This is a genomic window from Spirillospora sp. NPDC047279, from assembly GCF_040643285.1.
Classification (GTDB): Bacteria; Actinomycetota; Actinomycetes; order Streptosporangiales; family Streptosporangiaceae; genus Spirillospora.
In genome coordinates this window covers 450,766-470,482 of record NZ_JBEYUA010000003.1, presented here as the reverse complement: position 1 = coordinate 470,482, position 19,717 = coordinate 450,766, and the positions used below count along the sequence as shown (strand labels likewise).

Genomic DNA, 19,717 nt, shown 5'->3' with positions numbered 1-19,717 from the left:
ACGGGAGCGCTAGTCGAGGTCGGCGACGAGCATGTCCATGTAGCGGACGGCGTGCCGGGCCGGCGCCGGCAGCTCTCCGGCCGACGAGGAGTCGAGCACGCGCGGGTTGCTGATGCGCCGGACGCGCCCGGCGCGTTCGACGCCGCCGTGCCCCCGCACGACCAGGTTGCGCACCCAGTCGGTGTCCGCGCCGTACGGCAGCCCGACCAGGATGCGGTCACCGCTGCGGAACGCGGTGACCGGCGTCCGGTACTCGCGTCCCGTCCGCCTCCCGCGGTGGACGATGACCGCCCACGGCAGCAGGTAGGGCGCCCAGACCCCCTGCACCCGGTTGGTGACGACGCGGTTGAACCTTCGGACCGGCCTTGGCACCAGCACTCTGCTCATGACTCCTCCCTACCCCATCGGGCGGGCCGCGCGCAGCCGCCGGTGCCGGCGCGCCGAGCCACTGACCCGCCGGGTCAGCCCGTCTGGACGAGCCGGGCGGCGCGGCCGTCGAGGTAGCGCTTCTCCGGTGCGCTCGTCGCGTAGAGCGCGGCGGCGCGGTAGCCGTCCAGCGCCTCCGCCCGCCGGCCCGCCATCTCCAGGAGATGGGCCCGCACGGCGTGGAGGCGGTGGTGCCGGGCCATGCGGTCGTCGGCCTCCAGCCCGGACACGATGGCCAGGCCCGCGTCCGGGCCGTTGACCTCCGCCTCGGCGACCGCCTTGCTCAGCGTCACCATCGGGTTGGGCGCGACCTGTTCGAGCAGCCCGTACAGCGCCAGGACCTGCGGCCAGTCGGTGTCCTCGACGCGCGGCGCCTCGTCGTGGACGGCGGCGATGGCGGCCTGGATCTGGTACGGCCCGAGCTCGCGCGTGGCGGCCAGCGTCGTGCTGATGAGCGCGACGCCCTCGGCGATGAGGTCCTGGTCCCACCGGCCCCGGTCCTGGTCGGCCAGGGCGACGAGCGACCCGTCGGCGGCCGTCCGGGCGTCGTGGCGAGCCTCGGTGAGCAGCATGAGCGCCAGCAGCCCGGCCACCTCGGCGTCGTCGGGCAGCACCCGGCGCACGAGCCGGGTCAGCCGCAGCGCGTCCGCGGTCAGGTCGTCGCGTTGCAGGTCGGGCCCCGCGGTGACGGTGTAGCCCTCGTTGAACATCAGGTAGAGCACGTGCAGCACGGCCTTCAGCCGTTCGGCGCGTTCACCGGGCGGCGGCAGATCGAACGTCGCGCCCGCCTTGCGGACGCTCTGCTTGGCACGGCTGATGCGCTGCGCCATGGTCGCCTCGGGCACGAAGAACGCGTGCGCGATCTCCGCGGTGCCGAGCCCGCCCACCGCGCGGAGCGTCAGCGCGATCTGCGACGGCGGCGAGAGCGACGGGTGACAGCAGAGGAAGAGCAGCCGCAGGCTGTCGTCCCGGTCGCCCGCCCGCTCCTCGTCGGCGCCCGGCGCGACGTACGCCGCGGCCGGGGTCGCCATCATGTCGGCGTCCTCGCGCCGCTGCCGCGCGGTGTCGCTGCGCACCCAGTCGATGAACCGCCGGCCGGCCGCGGTGACCAGCCAGCCGTAGGGGTTGTCCGGCACGCCCTCCACCGGCCACTGGGTCGCGGCGGCGAGCAGCGCCTCCTGGACGGCGTCCTCGGCGGTGTCGAACCGCCCGTACCGGCGCATGAGCGCGCCGAGGACCTGCGGCGCGAGCTCGCGCAGCAGGTCGTCCAGCGGTCCCCGGGTCACACCCTCGCCCAGGAGGCCTCGTGCCTGATCGGCCAGACCTCGACCGCGCGCAGCCTGGCGTGCGGCACCTCGGCGGCGATCTCCAGGGCCCGTTCCTCGCTCGGCACCTCGATCAGGCACCAGCTGGCCAGGTACTCCTTGGTCTCCAGGTAGGGGCCGTCGGTCACGGCCGGGATGCCGTCCCGCACGCGGACCGTCCTGGCCTCCTCCACGTCCCCGGTGCCGAAGGCTCCCAGCAGCTCGCCGCTGTCCTTGAACTTCTGGTTGAACGCGTCCTGCTCGGCGACCGCCTGCTTCCACTCGTCCGGCGTGAACGAGTCCCACAACTCCTGGTTGCCGTAAATGATGATCATGTATTTCACGGGCGTTCTCCCTGTTAGAAGCGCCTCTCCACAGTAGTCCCCAAGAATCTTCGCCGGAGATGTCGTGATGGCGCCGCCCGCTTCGACCAGTAGGTGAAGGCACTTTCACGAAGGGACGAGAACGATGACGACGCAGACGACCCACGGCACCGCCACCGCCACCGCCGCGAAGTCCTCCGGCCGCAAGGCGCACATCGCCCTCTGGGCGCTCCAGGTCCTGATGGCCCTGGTGTTCCTGATGGCCTCGTCCACCAAGTTCAGCGGCAACGAGCAGGCCGTCGAGGGCTTCGAGAAGATCGGCTTCGGCTCCTGGTTCATGTACTTCATCGCCACGGTCGAGCTGGCGGGCGCCGCCGGCCTGCTGATCCCCGCTCTGTGCGGCCTGGCCGCCACCGGACTCACCGCGCTCCTGGCCGGTGCCGTGGTCACGCAGCTGATCGTGGACGACCCCGCCACCGCGGTGGTCCCCGCCACCTACCTGGTCCCCATCGCGTTCCTCGCCTGGGCCCGCCGCGCCGACACCGCCCGGCTCGCGCGCCGCGTCGCGGGGCAGGTTCGCGAGACTCAGTAGTAGCCCTCGACCGGGACCCTGGCCTCGTCCAGCAGGGCGGGGCCCTCCTGGGGGACGGGCGGGAAGCCGCCGCCCGGCTTGAGGTCGAGGAGCTGGTCGTTGGAGAGCGCGAAGACGACGCGGCCGAGGCCGGAACGTTCGATGGCGCCCGTGCACATCCCGCAGGGCTGGCAGCTGGTGTACATCGTCGTCGCGGCCGCGGTCTCCGGGTCGAGCTCGCGGGCGGCCCACCGGGCGAGCTTCAGCTCGGGGTGGGCGCTGATGTCGCCGTCGGTGACGGTCGAGTTGCGCTCCTCGACCAGGATCGTGCCGTCGGCGGCCACCAGGAGGGAGCCGAACGGCGGGTTGCCGGACTCCCGGGCCTCGGCGGCCAGGTCGATGGCGCGGCGGAGCAGGCTCTCGTCGATCATCACGGTTCCGTTCGCACGTTGGCGGCCACGGTGGCCAGGTCCTGCCAGGCTCGTTCGGGGTGCCGGGTCTCCTCGGGGTCCCCGCCGAACGGGTCGAGGACGACGCTCTGGGCGCCGAGCCGGCGGAGGTGCTCCAGGTCGTCGACGACCTGGTCGATGGTGCCCTCGCCGGCCAGGCGGTCGGGCCCGGTGACCGGCGCGCTCGTGAGGCGCAGGACGATGCGCGGGGCGAAGGCGGGCCGCCGCCCGCCCTCCGCGAGCTTGTCGAGCCGCGCGAGCGCCTCGTCCACGTACGGCAACGTGAAGCGCAGCGGATGCCACGCGTCGCCGAAGCGCACGGCGCGGCGCAGGCCGGCGTCGCTGTTGCCGCCGACCCAGATCGGCAGCGGTCCGCTGCGGTAGTCGTACTCGTCGTCCCACGCGTCGCGGATCGCCTGGAGGTGCTCGTCGGTGAGCCGGCCGCGCCGCTCGAACGGGACGCCCAGCGCTTCGAACTCCTGTTTCGCCCAGCCGACGCCCACGCCGAGGATCAGCCGGCCGCCGCTGAGCTGGTTGAGGTTGGCGGCCATCCGGGCGGTGAGCAGCGGATGGCGGTAAGGGACGATCAGCACGGTGGTGCCGAGCTGGACCTTCGTCGTGATCCCCGCCAGGTAGGACAGGGTCGTGAAGGGCTCGTAGAAGGGCGCCGGGTACTGCTCGGCCACGTCGGGCGTCACCGCCACGTGGTCGGAGACCATCAGCAGGCCGAAGCCGAGCCCCTCCACCGTCTGCGCCCAGCTCCTCAGCACGCCGGGGTCGGTGCCGGGGCCGAAGTTGGGGACGTTCACTCCAAGTCGCACCCGCCCAGGCTATCCAGGTGATCACCGTCGGCTGAAGAGATTCCTCACGGCATGAGAGGAAATGAGGTACGCCTGAAGTACCCCGGCATCCAGCACCAGCCGCTCCACAAGCTGCTGGACGAGCGGCACGAGATCCTCGAATGCCTCCGCACGACCGGCGACGACTGCTTACGTTCAGGAAGGGCGCTGGCCGGGGTGGTCGACCAGGGTCGCCTGGGCCAGGCCGCCCCAGCCGAGGATCTGCCCCTTCTTCGACCTGAGGTCCCTGTCGTCGCCCTGCGACACGTGGGTCTTGATCGCGATCGCCCGGAAGCCGAGGTACTGGTACGTCGACGGGTCGATCATGATCTCGCTGCGGAGGTAGCCCTCGTTGACGCGGTAGAAGGTGACGCCGGGCCGGTCGAGGATGTCCACCGCCTTCGCCTCGTACTTCACGCCGGGGAGGTTCTGGAGGACGGAGTAGAACGCGTGGCGCAGCCTGCTCGGCAGCGCCGCGTCCCGCAGGTAGATCTCGATGATCTCGAACGCCCGCGCCGCGCGTTCGGCCGGCGTCGCCTTGTTCGGGCCGTACTCCGCGTCGACCGTCTTCTCGATCTCGGCGCGCAGCGCGGCGGAGTCGGTCGGCAGCGAGAGCAGGTAGGGGTAGTCGGACCTCGGCGACATGCCCGGCTGGACGGTCTCGGGCGTGACCGACAGGCGGCCCTTCCGCAGGGAGGCGACCTGCTTGCCGTCGACGCTGCGCCAGCGTTCGCTGGTGACGCGGCGGTCCGGCGGTCCGAACAACGATCCGCCCACGCCCTTCGAGGACGAGGCCGTCACGGTCTTGAGGTACGCCCACTGGCCCGGACGCGGCCGGTCGTCGGCCTTCTTCTGCGCGAGGACCTTGCCGGGCGCGGGTTTCCCGTCGCCGCCGAGGTTCTTGATGGCCAGGGTCGGGCCCGCGACGAGGACGGCGGTGGCGGCGCCGACGGCGAGCAGGCCCTGGGCGGACGTCAGGCGCGGAAACCGGAACGGCCGCCGCCGCGGCGCGGCCTCGCCGTCCAGGAGGCGGGCCCGGGCACGCGCCTTGGCGTCCGGGTCATAGGGACCGGCCTCCGGGCGCGCGTCCCGGAAGGTGGTGATCTCGTCGGTGGTCATGCCAGGGACTCCTCGTTCGTCGTCATCGGGTCGACGCCGCCCAGCGCGCGGCGCACCTTCGTGCGGACACGGTGCAGGCGCGACCGGACGGTGCCGACCGGCACGCCGAGCGCGTGCGCCGCCTCCTCGTAGGTCAGGTCCGCCCACGCGATGAGCATCAGCAGGTCGCGTTCGCCCGCCGAGAGCCGGTTGAGCGCGGCGGCGAGCCGGGGCTGGAGCCGTTCGGCCGTCAACCTGGCGACGCTGCGCTCGTCGAACGACTCCGCCGTCGCGGGATCGTGGCCGCGTGCCAGCGCCCGGTTGCGCCTGACCTCGGCGCGGCGGTGCGCGCGGACCAGGTTGGTCGCGATGCCGTACAACCACGGCCGCGCGTCGGGCCGGTCGAGGTCGTAGCCGCCGCGTTTGCGGAACGCGGTCAGGAACGTCTCGGCCACGACGTCCTCGGCGGTCTCCGGGCCGAGGCGCCGGGCGACGTACCGGTAGATCTCGTCGCTGTGCCGGTCGAAGACGGCCGCGAACCGTTCCGGCCGCGACAACGAGCCCCGGACGACGGCGGCGTCGCTCTCCCCTTCCGGGGCGGCGTCCGCCTCAAGTGGCTCGGTCAACATGAACCACGTCCGCTCATGGGTGATCCTCTCCGAAGGGTGTCACCCGTACTTGGCCGGCCGGTCCTTCATGGTTCCCGCCGATTTCCGGGGCCGGCGGCGTTCGCGAAGCGGGCGGCGTACTTGCGGAGATGGCCGGCCAGCTCCGGCGGGCCCTCCACCTCGAAGTCGACGTCGAGCATGCCGATGACGAACACGACCAGGTCGAACGAGTCGGACGCCATCTCCACGCGGCACCGGCCGCCGTCCAGCGGGGTCACGACGCCGTCGACGCGCCCCTCGAAACGTTCGGCCGGGGCGTGCAGGACGACGCTGCAGCGGTACGGCCACATGTCGCGGCCCATCGTGCGCTTCATGAACGCGGTGACGTCGCCGTCGGGCGGCTCGCGGTGGGTGAAGCGCGGGCCGTTCGGCGTGCGCGGGGTCATCCGGTCGGCCCGGAACGTGCGCCAGTCGCCGCGGTCGGCGTCCCAGCCGACCAGGTACCAGCGGCGGCCCCAGGTGACCAGGCGGTGTGGCTCGACGTTCCGCCTGGTCCGCGTGCCGTCGTGGCGGACGTAGTCGAAACGCATCGTCTCGGCCGACCGGATCGCGGCCGAGACCGCGGTGAGGATCGCCGCGTCGACGGCGGGCGCGTCGCGGGGCGGGATCGCCACCGTGGCCTTGCTGAGGGCGTTCAGCCGGTGGCGGAGCCGGGAGGGCAGGACCTGTTCCACCTTGTTGAGGGCGCGCAGCGAGGGTTCCTCGATCCCGGCCACCCCGCCGCCGGACGCGGCGCCCTGGAGCCCGACCGCGACCGCCACCGCCTCGTCGTCGTCCAGCAGGAGCGGCGGGAGCGCGGCCCCGGCGCCCAGCCGGTATCCGCCGGCCGAGCCCATCGCCGCGTGCACCGGGTAGCCGAGCTCGCGCAGCCGGTCGACGTCCCGCCGCACCGTGCGGGTCGTGACGCCGAGGCGGCCGGCGAGCTCCGTGCCCGACCAGTCGCGGTGCATCTGGAGCAGGGACAGCAGCCGGAGGAGCCGGGCCGAGGTTTCCACCATTCTCCGAGCCTGCCACACATGTAGGAACGAAGCTGTCCTACTGGTCTCCGACCATGGGAGACATGAAGACACCAGAGCCCTTCCAGATCAACATCCCGCAGGCCGACCTCGACGACCTGAACGCCCGGCTCGCCGCCACCCGCTGGCCGGACCAGCTGCCCGGCGCCGGCTGGGACTACGGGGTCGAGAAGGACCACCTCACCGAGCTGGTCGAGTACTGGCGCACCGGCTACGACTGGCGCGAGCAGGAGGCGCGGCTCAACAAGCTGCCGCAGTTCACGACGGAGATCGACGGCCAGCTCCTGCACTTCCTGCACGTGCGCTCGCCGGAGCCGGACGCGACGCCGCTGCTGATCACGCACGGCTGGCCGAGCACGGTGAACGACTTCGTGGACGTCATCGGGCCGCTGGCCGACCCGCGCGCCCATGGCGGCGACCCGGCGGACGCCTTCCACGTCGTCGCGCCGTCGGTGCCGGGCTTCGCGTTCTCCGGGCCGACGCGCGAGCGGGGCTGGGGCGCCGCCCGGGTCGCGCGTGCCTTCGACGAGCTCATGCGGGGGCTGGGCTACGAGCGGTACGGCGCCCAGGGCGGCGACTTCGGCAGCATCGTGTCGCCGGAGCTCGGCCGGCTCGCGCCGGACCGCGTCCTGGGCGTGCACGTCAACGCGCTGGCCGACGCCGCGGTGACCACGTCACCGTCCGACCTGGACACGCTGTCGGACGCCGAGCGGGCGCTGGCCCAGGAGGCGGAGATGTGGTGGTACTCCCACTCCGGGTACGCCACCCAGATGGGCACCCGGCCGCAGACGCTGGCGTACGCGCTCAACGACTCGCCCACCGGTCAGCTGGCCTGGAACCTCGAGTGGTTCGTCGACTGGGACCCGACCCGGACCGACCAGACGCCGGTCGACCGCGACGCCCTCCTCACCAACGTGACGATCCTCTGGCTGACCGGCACGGCGGGCTCGGCGGCCCGCCTCTACCTGGAGGCCGGCGAGGCCTGGGCCGAACGTCCCGCACCCTCGCCCGTCCCGACCGGGGTCGCCAACTTCCTCGGCGACAAGGCGATCCGCGGGCTGGCCGAGCTGTCCAACACGATCACCCACTGGTCGGAGTTCGACACCGGCGGCCACTTCGCCTCGCTCCAGGCCCCGGACCTGCTGGTCTCCGACATCCGCGCGTTCTTCCGCACGCTCCGCTGACCGCTCCGGCGCCGGCGGCCGGGATCCGGGCCCGGCCGCCGGACGGCCGGCCCGGCGCAGCCCCGGGCGGGAACGCGGGGCGGCGCCGGCGCCTAAGCCGGGAAGCGGGCCACCCAGCGGCGCTGCCAGGGCGTCTCGACCGCGCGCCTGTCGTAGTGGGCGCGGGTCCAGGCGACGGCGTCGGCCGGATCCGTCCCGGCGAGGACGGCCAGGCAGGAGATGACCGTGCCGGTACGGCCCACGCCGCCGCCGCAGGCCACCTCGGCCGCCTGGCCCGCCCGCGCCCGCTCGTACAGGTCGCGGATGTCCTCGACGGCCTGCCGCTCGTCGCGCGGCAGCAGGAAGTCGGGCCAGTCGATCCAGGTGTGCGGCCAGGTGAGCTCGCCGTCGTGACGGCGTTTCAGGCGGCCCGACCCCAGGTAGAGGCCGAAGTCCGGCGCCGGGCCGTCGGGAGGCGGGCGCCGGAGCCCGCGGCCCCGTACCCGCGTCCCGTCCGGTAGTTCGATCGTGCCGAGCAGCATGGTCAGACCTTCGCCAGCGCGGCGATGATCCACTCCTCGGCGGCGGGCTTGCCGACCCCGGCGGACGACAGCGGGCCGGTGCCGTTCTCGAACTCCAGCAGCGCCAGCAGGATGTGCTCGGTGCCGATGTAGTTGTGGCCGAGCCGCAGCGCCTCGCGGAGCGTCAGCTCCAGGGCCTTGATCGTGTCCGGGCCGTACGGGAGCGACTCGGGCACCTCGCCCGCGCTCGGCGGGAGCGGTGCCGCCTCCCGGACGGCCTCGGGCGTGACCCCCTGTGCCTCGATCGCCTTGGCGGCGAGGGCGTGCGGCTCGGTCAGGAGCCCGCGCACCAGATGCGCCGGCGCGACCTCGGCGTTGCCGGCCGCGCGCGCCTCGTCGTGCGCTGCGCGCAGCACGTTGCGGGCGCGCAGCGTGAACCGCTCGAGCCCCTGGATGAAGTCGACGCCCTTGGGCACGAAACGTTTCTGGGCCGCCTGCTTGGTGACGCCCATGCTCTTGCCGATGTCCGTCCACGAGGCGCCCGAACGCCTCGCCTGGTCCACGAAGTGGCCGATCAGGTGATCGGCCACGTCATCGAGGTGCTCCGCCATCAAAACGGCCGTGGAGAGCTGCTCGAGGGCGTCGGCGTGGCCCGCCTTGACGGCCTCGATCAGCTCGTCCAGCCGAACTGGATTCGTCATACGTCAACCATAGGTTGACGACCTGAACCCGTCAACCGGGAGTTGACGCCCCGTCGCCGGGCACCGCCGCCGGCTTGTCGGGATTGCGGATGACGTCCACCGCCGTGATCCGCCCGCCGTCCACGGTGAACGCCACCACCGACAGCCGCTCCTGGGGATCCATCAGCACCACCCCGGGCACGCCGTTCACGTCCATGATCCGCCGAGACCTTGCCCCCGGCCGTCGCCGCGCAGCACCGCGTCCGGCGCGAGCAGCGTCCGGCCGTTCGCTGAGCAGGACCCCGGCCCGCAGTCTCCGCCCCAGCGTCCCGGTGCCTCCCGCCACAGCTGCTCTCATGCCCCTTTGACCGGACGGGCCCCCGATGTGTGACATTTCCTCGCCTGGCACGACCACCACCCCCACGATCCTTGCCGAGGCCTTCTGATTGTCACTCCCACCTGCGACAATCCAACGCCATGCACGTTGACGCGTTCTGGGACCTGATCGAAGAGTCGCATCGTCAGTGGCCCGACCCCGACCTCCGCCTGACCTGGCTGGAGGAGCGGCTCAGCACCCTCCCGCCCACGGAGATCGTCGACTTCCAGATCCACCTGGACGAGGCCAAGAGACGCACCGACACCTGGCTGATGTGGGGCGCCGCCTACCTCGTCTGCGACAGCCTCTGCTCGTCCGACGGCTTCTGGTACTTCCAGCCCTGGCTGGTCGGCCTGGGCCGCGAGACCTTCGAACGCGTCGTCGCCGACCCCGACGAGCTCATCAACGTCCCCGAGATCCGCCGGCTCGCCGGCCGCCCCACCGGCGACTGGTCCAACGCCGACTGGCCCGGATGGGAGTCGCTCAACTACTCCGCCCGCGTCGCCTACGACAAGGTCACCGGCGAGGTGGAGGGCATCTTCGACGCCATGGAGGCGCGCGGCCACCTCAGCGGCAGCGACCCCGACCCGTCCGGCGAACGCTGGGACTTCGAGGACCCCGCCGAAGCCGCCCGCCGGCTCCCCCGCCTCAGCACGGTCTTCCCCCTCTCCGACCAGTCCGAGCGAGACCGCCGCGGCCAGGAGGCCTTCGAGCAGCTCCTGGCCGAGCGCGGCCAGACCGAGGAGGAGTTCTGGCGCGAGTTCGGCGGCGGCCGAGGCCCCTCCGCCACCCCCTAGACGAGTGATTCCTCATGGTCGTGGGCGGTCGGTGAGCGGGTGACTGGCTGGTCGGTGTGGTGCAGCGCGGCGCTCCTTCGGAACCGGGGCTCAAGGGGCATCGGAGGCTGTCCCTCCACTGCCGGAGTGGTTCACGGTCGCCCCGGCCCGTCGAATGAGCAGTCAGGCCTCGATCGGCCTGGCTTCCATCAGTTGTGAACCCACCGGCAATCGGTTCCGAACTGTCAACAAGAGCGTCAACGAACAGCCGGGCACGCTACGGCGATCTAGGGGACGATCCGGACAGATCTCGTATCGGGGCCGTTGGAGGCAACGGCCTCGTGCAGGTGCTGTCGGGATTCTGGCCGACTGTGGCAACGTACCCGCGCCGCTTGAGTACCTGATGCCTGTTCATCCGTATTGGCGCGTGGTTGCTCAATGCAGGGCGATCGACAGGGGTTGGTGGGGTGTTGACGATTGGTGCAACATCGCGTTACCTCTGGCGCAAGAGACCGTTCTTGTCCCGTCCGCGCCAGAGGATGAGTGGCTGCCCCTGCGTCGCCGCTGGGGTGAGGACGGCAGGGCACGAACCGCGGGGGTTCGAGTGAGCCGGGCAGAACGGGCCGCGTCCGAGCTCGTGCGGGTCAAGGGGCTGGCCGAGGAGCACGGCGGCGCGCTGCGCAGGGCCTACCAGTTGCTCTATGACGGTGCGCTGGTCGGTCCCGCTGCCAGTGGCTTGTTCGCTCGGCTGACCGAGTCTCATGGGTCTGCCCGGTCTGGCTTCTACGATGCGTTCGACCTGGTCCAACGTCTGGCCGCGGAGGCGGAGGGCGGGCCGCCGCGGGTCGGTGAGCCATACGTTCCGGGACCGCCGCGCGGCGGGCTGCGCGCCTCAGGCGATGTGCGCAGTGGTTCACCGGACCTGCTGAATCTGCTGGCGACCGAACTCGGTCGTGCGGGCCGGGCGTGGGGTGATGCCGGGGATGACCTCGCGCGTGTTCTGTCGGGGCTGGGGTTGGGCACTGGTCCTGCGCGGGCGATCGCTCGGGCTGGGAGCGGGGTGGCCGCGCAACAGGCCGAAGTCCGCCGCCGGCGCGACGAGTTCCTGAGAGCAGACCAGCAGGCGGCGATTCAGGCCGCCATGAACACGGTGCACGCCACAGCCCAGGCGATCGGGTCTGCCCAGGCTCAGCGGCCGGGCCTCTTGAAAACCGCCTGGAACGCCGGGTGGGACATCTATGTGAAGCGCTACCTGGGCGGGGTGGCAGAGGGTGTGAAGGGGATCGGCCTCACCGCCCTGGCAAGCAATGCCGCGACGGCTCCGTTCTACGGCATGGTCGACCGTGAAGGGTGGATGCAGCGCAGCCTGGTCGGTCAGGCCAACGGTCTATGGAACGGCGTCCAGCATCCGGTGGAGTTCGGCAAGGCGATCATCAACTGGGACCAGTGGAAGGAGGACCCGGTCCGCGCTTACGGCGAGATGGTGCCGGGCGCGATCCTCGCCGTGTCGACGGGCGGCGCAGGGACCGCTAGCAATGCAGGCTCCAAACTGAGCATGGTGGCCGGCAAGTTCGGCAAGGTCAAGCGGATAGAGCCGCGGACCAGCCCGATCAGGCCGACCCCTTCGCCAACGACGCCCCTGCACGACAACCCCAAGGTTGCACGCCATTCCCGCACCGCGACCCAGAAGGAACTCGACCACAAATTCCCAAACCTAAAGAACGTTAATCCACAATTTCATTCAGGGAAGTCCGGTTTCGATATCAATTGCCAAAGTTGTGTCGTTAATGTGGACCGCCAGCTTGCTGGTGAGGCGCCGAGTTCCGCCGTGCCACGGCATCTCAAATACCCTTCTAAGGTTACGTGGCCGGATAGCGTAACGAAGAACGTAGGCCCCGGTGGCTCGTTTCGAGCCGTGAATGATTATGATGACATTATCAAGGAGCTACTCAAAGGTGGTGACGGATCGCGGGGAGTCGTGCACGGCCTTAGAGTGGACCCGGCAACTGGAGTACCTCGCGCAGGTCACGTGTTCAACGTAGTGAACCTGGGCGGCAAGATTCACTTTATTGACGGCCAGAGTGGAACTTGGGCCGTCCTGGAAAAATACGCACATCTCGAGTTCTATCGAACCAATTGATCGAGGGAGTGCTCATGGATATCAATCAGGCCCGTGCTTTGGCTGAGAAATATTTGAGGGAGAACGGACCGCAATCACCATCGGTGGCGTTGTTTGATGACGAGTTCGTGCACGACCATGGCTGGTGCTACGAGTTCCCGTGGAACACGGTCCGCTTTATCGAGACCCGTGACCTTGCTGACATCATCGGACCGGGCCTCGGTCCTATTGTCGTCGTCAAAGAGAGCGGGGACACCTGGTTGATGGGCGGTTTCCCTGACCCTGACCAGCAACTTGCCAACTATGCCGCCGAGCATGGGATCTCGACCAGTGATGGTGAAGGTTCCTGAACTGGAGCGGTGCCGGTGCTGCAAATCGACTCTCGCCAAGTCGTTGTCGCGTTCAGCACCGAGGAGAGCCTTCCCCCGGAGCTTCCGCCGGATTGTGTCGAGTGGCAGCGGCTATCACTCGGCAGTTGGCGGCGATCCTGTCCGTGGACGTGTCGGTCTTCCTCTGCCCAAAGGCGTCGCTCTCGAGGCCGAGCAACTCGAACAGATCAGCGGCAGGCGGCAGTTCCTCAGCTTGCTCGAATCGGCCGTACGGTCCAACGTCCACGTTCGCATAGCGCCAACCTCAGCCGATGCGCACCCTGGTGTGGACGGGTCGTTCGTCCTGCTCAGCTTCGCTGGTCCGCTCAACCTGGATGTCGCCTACCTGGAGGGTGCTGCAGGCGTGAGCGTCTACCTGGAAGATGTCGAACAGCTCAGTCGCTGCAACCGCCTACGACCATCAGGAATCACTCGTCTAGACCCGGGGCCACGGCCCGGGCGGGGGACCGGGCCGTGGCGGTGCGGGGTCAGAAATGGAACACGTGGCCGCCGGTGGCGATCCTGGCGTAGCAGTCGTTGGTGAACGACCGCTCGTAGGAGACGAGGCGGCCGTTCCAGAGTCCGGTCGCGGAGGCGACCACGCGCCGCTCGACCGGCTGGCAGTAGCCGCCCCCGGGCGGGATCCTCTCGATCACGCCGTTCGCCTTGATGAGGTCCGCGCACGCGGCCTCGGCGTCGGGGTGCGTGCCCCCGGTCGGCTGGCAGGTGAGGGTGACCGACCTCGGCACACCGATCTCGGGAGCGATGCTGAACGTCAGGCGGGTGTTCGGGCCGGCCGACGCGGGAGCCGCCGCGCCCACCACTGTCCCTAAGACCGCCACGGCCACGAGGGCCGCCCTTACGTGGGACATGTCTTCTCCTTACCTTGATCCGTCACCCCGGCCCGACCGATTCCATCATCGAAAAGGCCGTTCGCCCGGACCTGATCCGGTCATGGCCTCATCCGGCACCCGAGCGGGGCCGAATCGGGGGGTTCCTTGTCAGGAGGTGAGGGTTTGGGCGGGGGCGACGGCGTAGGAGAGGGAGAAGGCGGCGTGGTTCCGACGGCGACGAGGAAGATCTTGAGCGTCCCGCGGCGCCCTTTCATGACCCGAGGGGATGGCCCGCCGCGATGAGGGTCGGTCGGAGCTGTCACCGGGCCGGGGATGGAAGGCCGTGCCTGCGGGGGTGGTAGCGCGCAGGCACGGCCGGCCTCGGGGCGACCGCCGTGGATCGCAGGGCAGCCACGGAAGCGACATGCCGTTCTTGGGCGCGGTGAATCGCTTCGAGGCGAGGTACTCGTTGAAGATCACCGTGGTCACCAACGGTGGCGGGCACGCCGACCTGGTCGTTCACGATGTGGTGGAAGTGAGCCGGCCCCCGAGCGCTCACGTTCCAGAGGGCGGCCGGATCGCGCCCCGAGCCGCGGCTCGGCCAGGTGAGTTACGGCTTGTTGGTGTAGTTGACCCGGGCGATGTACTCGTCCAGGGCGATCGAGTTGTGACCGGCCGCCGAGGGCAGGCCCGCCAGCAGGCTGACGGTCGCGCTGACCGGGTCGTTCCCGTAGATGCAGTTCCGCGCCCCGGGGGCCGCCCACGAGTTGTCGACGTGCTTGGCCTTGTAGATCGAGATCGGGCCATTGGTGGTGATGAGCGTGGCGGGCGAACCGGTGATCGGCTGGTTGGGCGCCGGCGGGCTGGTCGTGCCGGTGGTCAGGTTCAGCAGGATCGGGTTGCTGTCGGTGCCGATCTCGCAGAGCCCGAGCACGAACGGCTTGGTCAGCTTGATCTTCTGCCCCAGCACGATCTTGAAGTCGGGGCTCGGCGGCTGGTCGAACACCCCGGCGTACGCGGGCTTGCCGTAGACGGCGCCGAACTCCGAATCGAAGATCCCCGGCCGGACCTTGAACTCCTGCCCGTTCAGTTTCCCGAAGACGGCGCGGGAGCGCTTGGTCGTCTTGTCGTAGAGGTTGCCGAAGGTCATCCGGATGGGCTCACCGGTGATGGTCTGCTCGAGCGCTCCCGCCTTGATCTCGAGCGCGGTCACGACCGCGTTGACGCAGGTCGAGCGGTTCGGGTCGTCGTTCGCGGCGAGCGCCGGACAGTCGGTGAAGCTGAAGGTGGGGAGATCCTCCGCGGCCGCCGCCGGCGCGGCCGGAGCCGCCTGGGCCGGCGCGGCGGTCAGCATCGCCGCGGCCGCGGCGAGCCCCGTCATCGGAACGGCGATCCGGGTGACGCGCCGTGTCGAGCTGTGAATCCTCACATCGTTTCCTTTCAATAGGCGAAGCCTGCAACCACGAACTGCATGGGGCACTTCACTGAAGGACCCTTGTCGCCCCCCTTCCGCCGACCGAAATGCGACGACCCGCTACGTGAACTTCGTCACCTTGATCGTCACACTCGGACTGAAGTGGAAGTCAAAGTCCTCGAAGCTGATTTGTGCGTTCCGGGCGAACCCCTCGGGCGTACAGGTGCTTTGCTGAGTCACCCTGCTACGAGGGGACGCGACGTCCAGAGCGAATCTTTGCGTGTCGTTGTCGAACTTGCCGGAAAGGTCCAGGGGAAGGTCGGCGGTGGTTCTGGCACCGTCCGTCTGGCCGATGCGTACGTAACAGTTCGGGTCGCCCGAACTGTCAGAGATCTTGATAACGAACCCGCCGATCCGGTACTGGGTGCCGATCGTCGGGGCGAACTCCCCGCGGAAATATCCCGGCACCCGGTCCAGCGTGACCGTCGTCGCCACCTGCTCAGGCTGACCGGGCACGTTCTGATGGCGAACGCAACCATCGAACTCGCCGCCCGCGAGCCGCCCCAGGGATCGGCCGTCCAGGTTGATCCCCCGCTGGAACTGGAACTTCAGGGCCGCCGACTCGCAGACGACCTTGCCACCCCCGGTGCTCAGCAGGGTGACCTGCTTGGCGGTACCGGTCACGACACCCGACCGGGAGACGGAGAAGGGGTAGAGGATCCTGTCGGCGTCACAGTCCTCGAAACCGTAGGCACAGAGGCTGCCCTGGTCGATCACTACGTGATTGCCCGGCCCGGAAACGGTCGCCGTGAGAAGCGGCCCCAGATCCTCCTGTCCGTTGTGGCAGCCGGTGAACGCCGGCACGTCCACGGTGGCGAGGCCGCGTCCACCCTCGGTGACGAGGGCCCTTCCGGTCTCGTCGTCGCCCTGGAAGAAGTAGAGGCGCGTGAAGATCGGGCCGGCGGCACAGCGCTCGCCCACTTTCAGCGGAACTCCGTTGACGGAAACGCCATCGACCCTGGCCTCCGTGAACGCCTTGGCGGTCGTCTCGTTCGGATAGTCGGCGACCCAGCCGACATTGGTGGCCGAGAAGGCGAAGTTACCGAGCCGACTTCCGGCGGACGCGGGTGTCGCGACCTGTCGTGTCACGGTGGTCGCGGTCGTCGGCATGAAGCCGAATCCCAGGAGCGTCGCGGACGACGGCGCCGTATTCGCCAGAACGACACCGGCCCGGTAAGAATAGAAGGGGCGGACCCTGCGTTTCATGAGCGTGTCGAGTTCGACCTGCGAGTCCCCGACGAGCGGAGCCGCACCGCCCAGTTTCCGCACACCCGCCAGACCGCTCACCGCCGCGCAGTAGGGTCTGGGGCCGGGCACCAGATCCACCACGTCATCGAACCTGGGGGGTTCGAGAGCCAGTTTCTCGTCGGGGTTGAATTCCGATGACTCCAGCGGCGCGCAGGCCGGCACGTCCGTTTCCTGGACGGAGCTCGGCGGCGGGACGGCCTTGGGCTGCGAGCGTGCCCCGCTCCCGCCGGCGCCCACGATGGTGACCGTGGCCATCGCCGTGGGCGTCCGCACGGGCAGGCAGGTCACCGTCGACACCGGATCGCTCGCGCCGGTGCGGCTCATCAGCAGGTGCAGGACCCCGGGGGTCAACGTGACCTCACCGGCCTCGGCCGCGGTCACCGTCGGCACCGCCCCGGAGCCGGTCAGTCGGGTCCCCCCGCCTTCACCCGGCGTCACGGAATCGATCGCGAACTCCGGCCAGACCGCGTCGACCCCGCGCCCCTGCTGGCCGACCATGGCGGCGAGCCGCATGCTGCCCGTCATCGCCGCGGGCGTGTCCGGCGGCGCGCTGGGAGGCGTCCCCAGCAGGTCGTTCGCCGAATCGGGGATCGAGACCGTGAGCTTCACCCGGCCGAACCGGACCGGCTCACCGATCCGGCCCCGATTCGGTGCGGCGCCCGTGACCGTCACCTCGACCTCGGCCGCGGCGGACGGGGTCGTGCACGCGTACCGGATCTCGGCGGCGATGCCGTCGGCCGCGGCGGGAGGGGGGTCCCCCAGCAGCACGCCGGTGACCAACACCGCGGTCCAGCCTGCGGTCCGTGCCGCGAAACGGGTAAGGCGTCGCATGGAGCTCCTTGTCGGGGGCCGCCGGAACGCGGCCGCGCCCGGGGGGACGCGGCCGCGGACGCGGGTTAAGACTGCTGCGTGATCGTCAGCTTCGGAGAGACCGTGTAGGCGCCGTCGAGCTCGAGCGCGTCACCCGCCTGGGCGTCGTTGACGTTGCAGCCCGTCGCCGACGTGACCACCAGGTTGGACCCGGCGCCACCGGGGAGGACGCGCAGCTCTCCGCTGGCGTTGGTGTAGGTGCCGTTGATGGTGCCCCCACCGCCGCCAGGACCGGTGGCCACGATGGTGCAGCCATCGCTGAACGCCGCCGTCGCCTTGACGCCGGTCAGGGTGCCCGTGGCCACCCCGCCGCTGACGGAGGTGACGTTGAAGCTCCACGGCAGGTTGTTCGCGGTCAGCGTGCCGACAGCGCCGGTGGACGCCGGGCAGCGGCCGTCGATCGTGGTGGAGTCGGAGAAGCTGGCCGCGGTCAGGGAGGCGACGGCGGTGCCGGACAGCCCGCTGCCGTTCACCGCGGTGCCGGAGGCGGTCGCGGTGTCACAGGTGGCGAAGGCACCGGTTCTCGCGACGGTGGCCGCCAGGGGCTCCGAGGCCGAGCCGGTGATGCTGGTGCCGCCGGTGACCGTGAAGGTGGCGGCGAGGGCCGGCGCGGCGGTCAGGCCGAGGGCCATCGTGGTGACCGCGGCGGTGGCGAGCGTGTTACGAGTCAGCTTTCGCATGTCAGTCCTACATCCCTTTCATGGGGTGGGCTTCTTTTTGTTCGTCGGGACATCTGACTAGTGCATGGGCACAGCTGAAGCAGGGGCGACTCCTCCAATGGATGAGATGGACCGGCTGGGACCTCCTTGGCGGGACCGGCAGTCCATGACTGACCACCCACCCCGGAACCACCCTGTCCCGCAGGTCCGTACACATGGAAGATATGGCGCACTTCTGCCCAATTCAATAGGCGTCCGCGAAAAATTTGATACATATTCGCATTGTCGCGGAAAATGTTGTCGCCCTTAGTTTTTGATCTTGTCGAATGCTCACCCGATGAGTCGCGGCGGCCCTGACCTGCCCGTCCATACTCCGCCAGCGACCGAAACCTGCCGACGGATTCGAGCGGTGACGGGAAAGGGAGTTCCTCGGCAACCCCACTCTCACGGCGACGGCCACCGAGGCGGCACGGACCCCGACCTGCATCGACCCGAGAGATGTTGCGACAATTAGTCGCCGAACTCCACAGACGCTCACTTTGTGAGCCTGCGGCGGGAGAATTGTCAACAATCTGCCTGGCGAGGCTCAATGAACACCACCCTAAGGCCTCATAACAGTTAGCAACGGATTGGCTGCGTATTCGCGAAACGCGTTAAGCCCGAGGTTGCCGTCACCAATTTTCAGGCGTCGGCTAACCGGTCAGGGTGTCGATGTCGTCGATGCGCCACTTGCCGTTGGCGTAGAGGGCGTCGACGGCGAAGACGGCGGCGGAGTAGCTGGTCTGGCCCTTGTCGGTGCGGGTGTTGCGCTGGTCGGCGAAGACCAGGAGGCGGGCGCGGTCAGAGGCCAGGGACTTGACCGCGGTCTCGGTGACCGTGGTCGTGAGGACCTGCTTCTGGGTGGGAGCCTGCTGACGGACGAGGCTGAAGAGCTGGTTGTACTGCTGGACGGCCTTGCCGGTGAGCAACTCCTGCGCGGCCTTCTCGGTCTTGGCGACGTCGGCGTAGTTGTAGGAGAAGACCGTGTTCACGGCGTTGGTGACCTGGCCGCGGACCTCGCTCGTTCGGGCGTTGTCGCTGAGCGCCGTGTTCTCAGCGGCCGCGCTGCCGTTGAGGCCGCTCGCGTGGTCGGCCGACCAGGCGGCGATGCCGCCGAACGCGATGGTGAGGACGGCGAGGAGGGCCAGGAGACGGTTGCGGCCCGAGCCGGGAACGGTTCGGCGGAGGGTTGCGGTCGCCATCTCGTCCTCCTCAGGAGCCGGTGCCGGTGGGGGCGACGCCCAGGGCGGACAACTTCCAGCCTTCGGCGGTCTTGGTGAGCTGGCCCGTCAGGCGGCTGATCTTGCTGGACGCCCGGCCCTCGGCGGGCGTGACGGTGATCCGGACCGCGACGATGACGGCCGCCTTGCCCGCGTGCGTGTCGAGCTCGGTCAGACCCGACTCGACGACCTTGGCCGTGGTCGAGGTCCTGCCCTTGGTGACCTCGCGTTCCAGTTCGGTCCGGCCCTTGGCGATGCCGTCGTACAGCTCGGCCGTGGTGGAGTCCTGCCAGAGGCGCAGGCCGCCGTCGATATCGCGGTGGTCGAGGGTGTTGAGATTGACGATCCCCTGCTCCGCACTGCTCAGCACGCGGTCACGTTCACGGGCGTACGAGAGTGAGTCGTCCTGCGACGCCGCGTAGCCCGACCAGCCGAACCACGCGGCGGCCAATGCCGCGATGGCCGTCACCACCATCGCGACCAGGACCACCGGATCGCGCCGCCGGGTGCTCGGCTCCGGGGCCGTGGCCCCCGCGGGCCCGGACTCCGCGGACTCGTCTTCCGCGCCGGCCTCGGTCGCGGCGTCGTCTTCGGCGGTGGCGTCGGCCGGGGCCGTGTCCTCGGCCGTTTCGGGCTCTGATCCGATCTTGGTCTTCACCTGTCACACCCCTTGTTCA

The 19,717-nt window shown here is 69.9% G+C and carries 23 protein-coding genes; 6 read left to right on the top strand and 17 right to left on the bottom strand.

Features of this window, described 5'->3' with window-relative positions:
* Positions 1 to 9: 9 nt before the first annotated feature.
* From ABZ810_RS09425 to ABZ810_RS09415, 3 genes are all read right to left on the bottom strand, one after another.
* The gene (locus ABZ810_RS09425; RefSeq protein WP_358401365.1) at positions 10 to 387 is read right to left on the bottom strand and encodes a nitroreductase family deazaflavin-dependent oxidoreductase; all 378 of its coding nucleotides are present in this window, start codon (positions 385 to 387) and stop codon (positions 10 to 12) included.
* Between the two features lie 74 nt (positions 388 to 461).
* Positions 462 to 1,712: a sigma-70 family RNA polymerase sigma factor gene (locus ABZ810_RS09420; protein ID WP_358401363.1), complete on the bottom strand. Its 1,251-nt coding sequence runs from the start codon at positions 1,710 to 1,712 to the stop codon at positions 462 to 464.
* On the bottom strand, positions 1,709 to 2,065 hold the full coding sequence (locus tag ABZ810_RS09415) for a YciI family protein (protein ID WP_358401708.1): 357 nt from the start codon (positions 2,063 to 2,065) through the stop codon (positions 1,709 to 1,711). Before ABZ810_RS09415 ends, ABZ810_RS09420 begins: the two co-directional genes overlap by 4 nt.
* 133 nt (positions 2,066 to 2,198) lie before the next feature.
* Here ABZ810_RS09415 and ABZ810_RS09410 point away from each other — a divergent pair, with 133 nt between their 5' ends.
* Positions 2,199 to 2,645, top strand: coding sequence for a DoxX family protein (locus ABZ810_RS09410; RefSeq protein ID WP_358401361.1), 447 nt, complete (start codon positions 2,199 to 2,201; stop codon positions 2,643 to 2,645).
* On the opposite strand, the gene ABZ810_RS09405 is transcribed toward ABZ810_RS09410, so the two are convergent.
* The 5 genes from ABZ810_RS09405 to ABZ810_RS09385 all read right to left on the bottom strand — a co-directional run bounded on the left by ABZ810_RS09405 (position 2,639) and on the right by ABZ810_RS09385 (position 6,676).
* The gene (locus ABZ810_RS09405) at positions 2,639 to 3,055 is read right to left on the bottom strand and encodes a nucleoside deaminase (protein ID WP_358401359.1); all 417 of its coding nucleotides are present in this window, start codon (positions 3,053 to 3,055) and stop codon (positions 2,639 to 2,641) included. The genes ABZ810_RS09410 and ABZ810_RS09405 overlap by 7 nt on opposite strands.
* The gene (locus ABZ810_RS09400) at positions 3,055 to 3,894 is read right to left on the bottom strand and encodes an LLM class flavin-dependent oxidoreductase (RefSeq protein ID WP_358401357.1); all 840 of its coding nucleotides are present in this window, start codon (positions 3,892 to 3,894) and stop codon (positions 3,055 to 3,057) included. Before ABZ810_RS09400 ends, ABZ810_RS09405 begins: the two co-directional genes overlap by 1 nt.
* A 174-nt stretch (positions 3,895 to 4,068) precedes the next feature.
* Positions 4,069 to 5,031, bottom strand: coding sequence for a CU044_5270 family protein (locus tag ABZ810_RS09395; RefSeq protein ID WP_358401355.1), 963 nt, complete (start codon positions 5,029 to 5,031; stop codon positions 4,069 to 4,071).
* Positions 5,028 to 5,639 (bottom strand): RNA polymerase sigma factor, encoded by a 612-nt coding sequence (locus tag ABZ810_RS09390; protein WP_358401353.1) that lies wholly within the window; start codon positions 5,637 to 5,639, stop codon positions 5,028 to 5,030. The genes ABZ810_RS09395 and ABZ810_RS09390 overlap by 4 nt, the downstream gene beginning before the upstream one ends.
* A gap of 65 nt (positions 5,640 to 5,704) precedes the next feature.
* Positions 5,705 to 6,676 carry a YafY family protein gene (locus tag ABZ810_RS09385; protein ID WP_358401351.1) on the bottom strand — a complete coding sequence of 324 codons (972 nt, stop codon included), beginning with the start codon at positions 6,674 to 6,676 and terminating at the stop codon, positions 5,705 to 5,707.
* A 62-nt stretch (positions 6,677 to 6,738) separates the two neighbouring features.
* Between ABZ810_RS09385 and ABZ810_RS09380 the strand changes: the two genes are divergently transcribed.
* Entirely contained in the window at positions 6,739 to 7,878 is a 1,140-nt protein-coding gene (locus ABZ810_RS09380) for an epoxide hydrolase family protein (RefSeq protein WP_358401349.1), read from the top strand.
* A 92-nt stretch (positions 7,879 to 7,970) separates the two neighbouring features.
* Here ABZ810_RS09380 and ABZ810_RS09375 read toward each other — a convergent pair whose 3' ends face one another.
* The 3 genes from ABZ810_RS09375 to ABZ810_RS09365 are packed head-to-tail and all read right to left on the bottom strand — an operon-like array spanning position 7,971 to position 9,275.
* Positions 7,971 to 8,399, bottom strand: coding sequence for a protein-tyrosine phosphatase family protein (locus ABZ810_RS09375; RefSeq protein WP_358401347.1), 429 nt, complete (start codon positions 8,397 to 8,399; stop codon positions 7,971 to 7,973).
* 2 nt (positions 8,400 to 8,401) lie between these two features.
* Positions 8,402 to 9,079 carry a Clp protease N-terminal domain-containing protein gene (locus ABZ810_RS09370; RefSeq protein ID WP_358401344.1) on the bottom strand — a complete coding sequence of 226 codons (678 nt, stop codon included), beginning with the start codon at positions 9,077 to 9,079 and terminating at the stop codon, positions 8,402 to 8,404.
* A gap of 31 nt (positions 9,080 to 9,110) precedes the next feature.
* Positions 9,111 to 9,275, bottom strand: a complete 165-nt coding sequence (locus tag ABZ810_RS09365; protein ID WP_358401341.1) for a hypothetical protein — start codon at positions 9,273 to 9,275, stop codon at positions 9,111 to 9,113.
* A gap of 260 nt (positions 9,276 to 9,535) precedes the next feature.
* Between ABZ810_RS09365 and ABZ810_RS09360 the strand changes: the two genes are divergently transcribed.
* The 4 genes from ABZ810_RS09360 (at position 9,536) to ABZ810_RS09345 (ending at position 13,241) form a co-directional block, all read left to right on the top strand.
* Complete coding sequence (locus ABZ810_RS09360) at positions 9,536 to 10,231, top strand: DUF4240 domain-containing protein (protein WP_358401338.1); 696 nt, start codon at positions 9,536 to 9,538, stop codon at positions 10,229 to 10,231.
* Positions 10,232 to 10,814: 583 nt separating this feature from the next.
* Positions 10,815 to 12,350: a toxin glutamine deamidase domain-containing protein gene (locus ABZ810_RS09355; RefSeq protein ID WP_358401335.1), complete on the top strand. Its 1,536-nt coding sequence runs from the start codon at positions 10,815 to 10,817 to the stop codon at positions 12,348 to 12,350.
* 14 nt (positions 12,351 to 12,364) lie between these two features.
* Positions 12,365 to 12,679 carry a YrhB domain-containing protein gene (locus tag ABZ810_RS09350; RefSeq protein ID WP_358401332.1) on the top strand — a complete coding sequence of 105 codons (315 nt, stop codon included), beginning with the start codon at positions 12,365 to 12,367 and terminating at the stop codon, positions 12,677 to 12,679.
* Positions 12,633 to 13,241 carry a Scr1 family TA system antitoxin-like transcriptional regulator gene (locus ABZ810_RS09345; protein ID WP_358401329.1) on the top strand — a complete coding sequence of 203 codons (609 nt, stop codon included), beginning with the start codon at positions 12,633 to 12,635 and terminating at the stop codon, positions 13,239 to 13,241. The genes ABZ810_RS09350 and ABZ810_RS09345 overlap by 47 nt, the downstream gene beginning before the upstream one ends.
* On the opposite strand, the gene ABZ810_RS09340 is transcribed toward ABZ810_RS09345, so the two are convergent.
* The 6 genes from ABZ810_RS09340 to ABZ810_RS09315 all read right to left on the bottom strand — a co-directional run bounded on the left by ABZ810_RS09340 (position 13,186) and on the right by ABZ810_RS09315 (position 19,698).
* Positions 13,186 to 13,518: an SSI family serine proteinase inhibitor gene (locus tag ABZ810_RS09340; RefSeq protein WP_358401326.1), complete on the bottom strand. Its 333-nt coding sequence runs from the start codon at positions 13,516 to 13,518 to the stop codon at positions 13,186 to 13,188. The two genes, ABZ810_RS09345 and ABZ810_RS09340, sit on opposite strands and share 56 nt — an antisense overlap.
* Before the next feature lie 622 nt (positions 13,519 to 14,140).
* Positions 14,141 to 14,959: a hypothetical protein gene (locus ABZ810_RS09335; protein WP_358401324.1), complete on the bottom strand. Its 819-nt coding sequence runs from the start codon at positions 14,957 to 14,959 to the stop codon at positions 14,141 to 14,143.
* A gap of 105 nt (positions 14,960 to 15,064) precedes the next feature.
* Positions 15,065 to 17,083: a DUF6801 domain-containing protein gene (locus ABZ810_RS09330; protein ID WP_358401321.1), complete on the bottom strand. Its 2,019-nt coding sequence runs from the start codon at positions 17,081 to 17,083 to the stop codon at positions 15,065 to 15,067.
* Between the two features lie 65 nt (positions 17,084 to 17,148).
* Positions 17,149 to 17,802, bottom strand: coding sequence for a hypothetical protein (locus tag ABZ810_RS09325; RefSeq protein ID WP_358401318.1), 654 nt, complete (start codon positions 17,800 to 17,802; stop codon positions 17,149 to 17,151).
* Between the two features lie 671 nt (positions 17,803 to 18,473).
* Positions 18,474 to 19,022, bottom strand: coding sequence for a hypothetical protein (locus tag ABZ810_RS09320; RefSeq protein ID WP_358401315.1), 549 nt, complete (start codon positions 19,020 to 19,022; stop codon positions 18,474 to 18,476).
* Between the two features lie 10 nt (positions 19,023 to 19,032).
* Positions 19,033 to 19,698, bottom strand: coding sequence for a hypothetical protein (locus ABZ810_RS09315; RefSeq protein ID WP_358401312.1), 666 nt, complete (start codon positions 19,696 to 19,698; stop codon positions 19,033 to 19,035).
* Between the last annotated feature and the right edge of the window lie 19 nt (positions 19,699 to 19,717).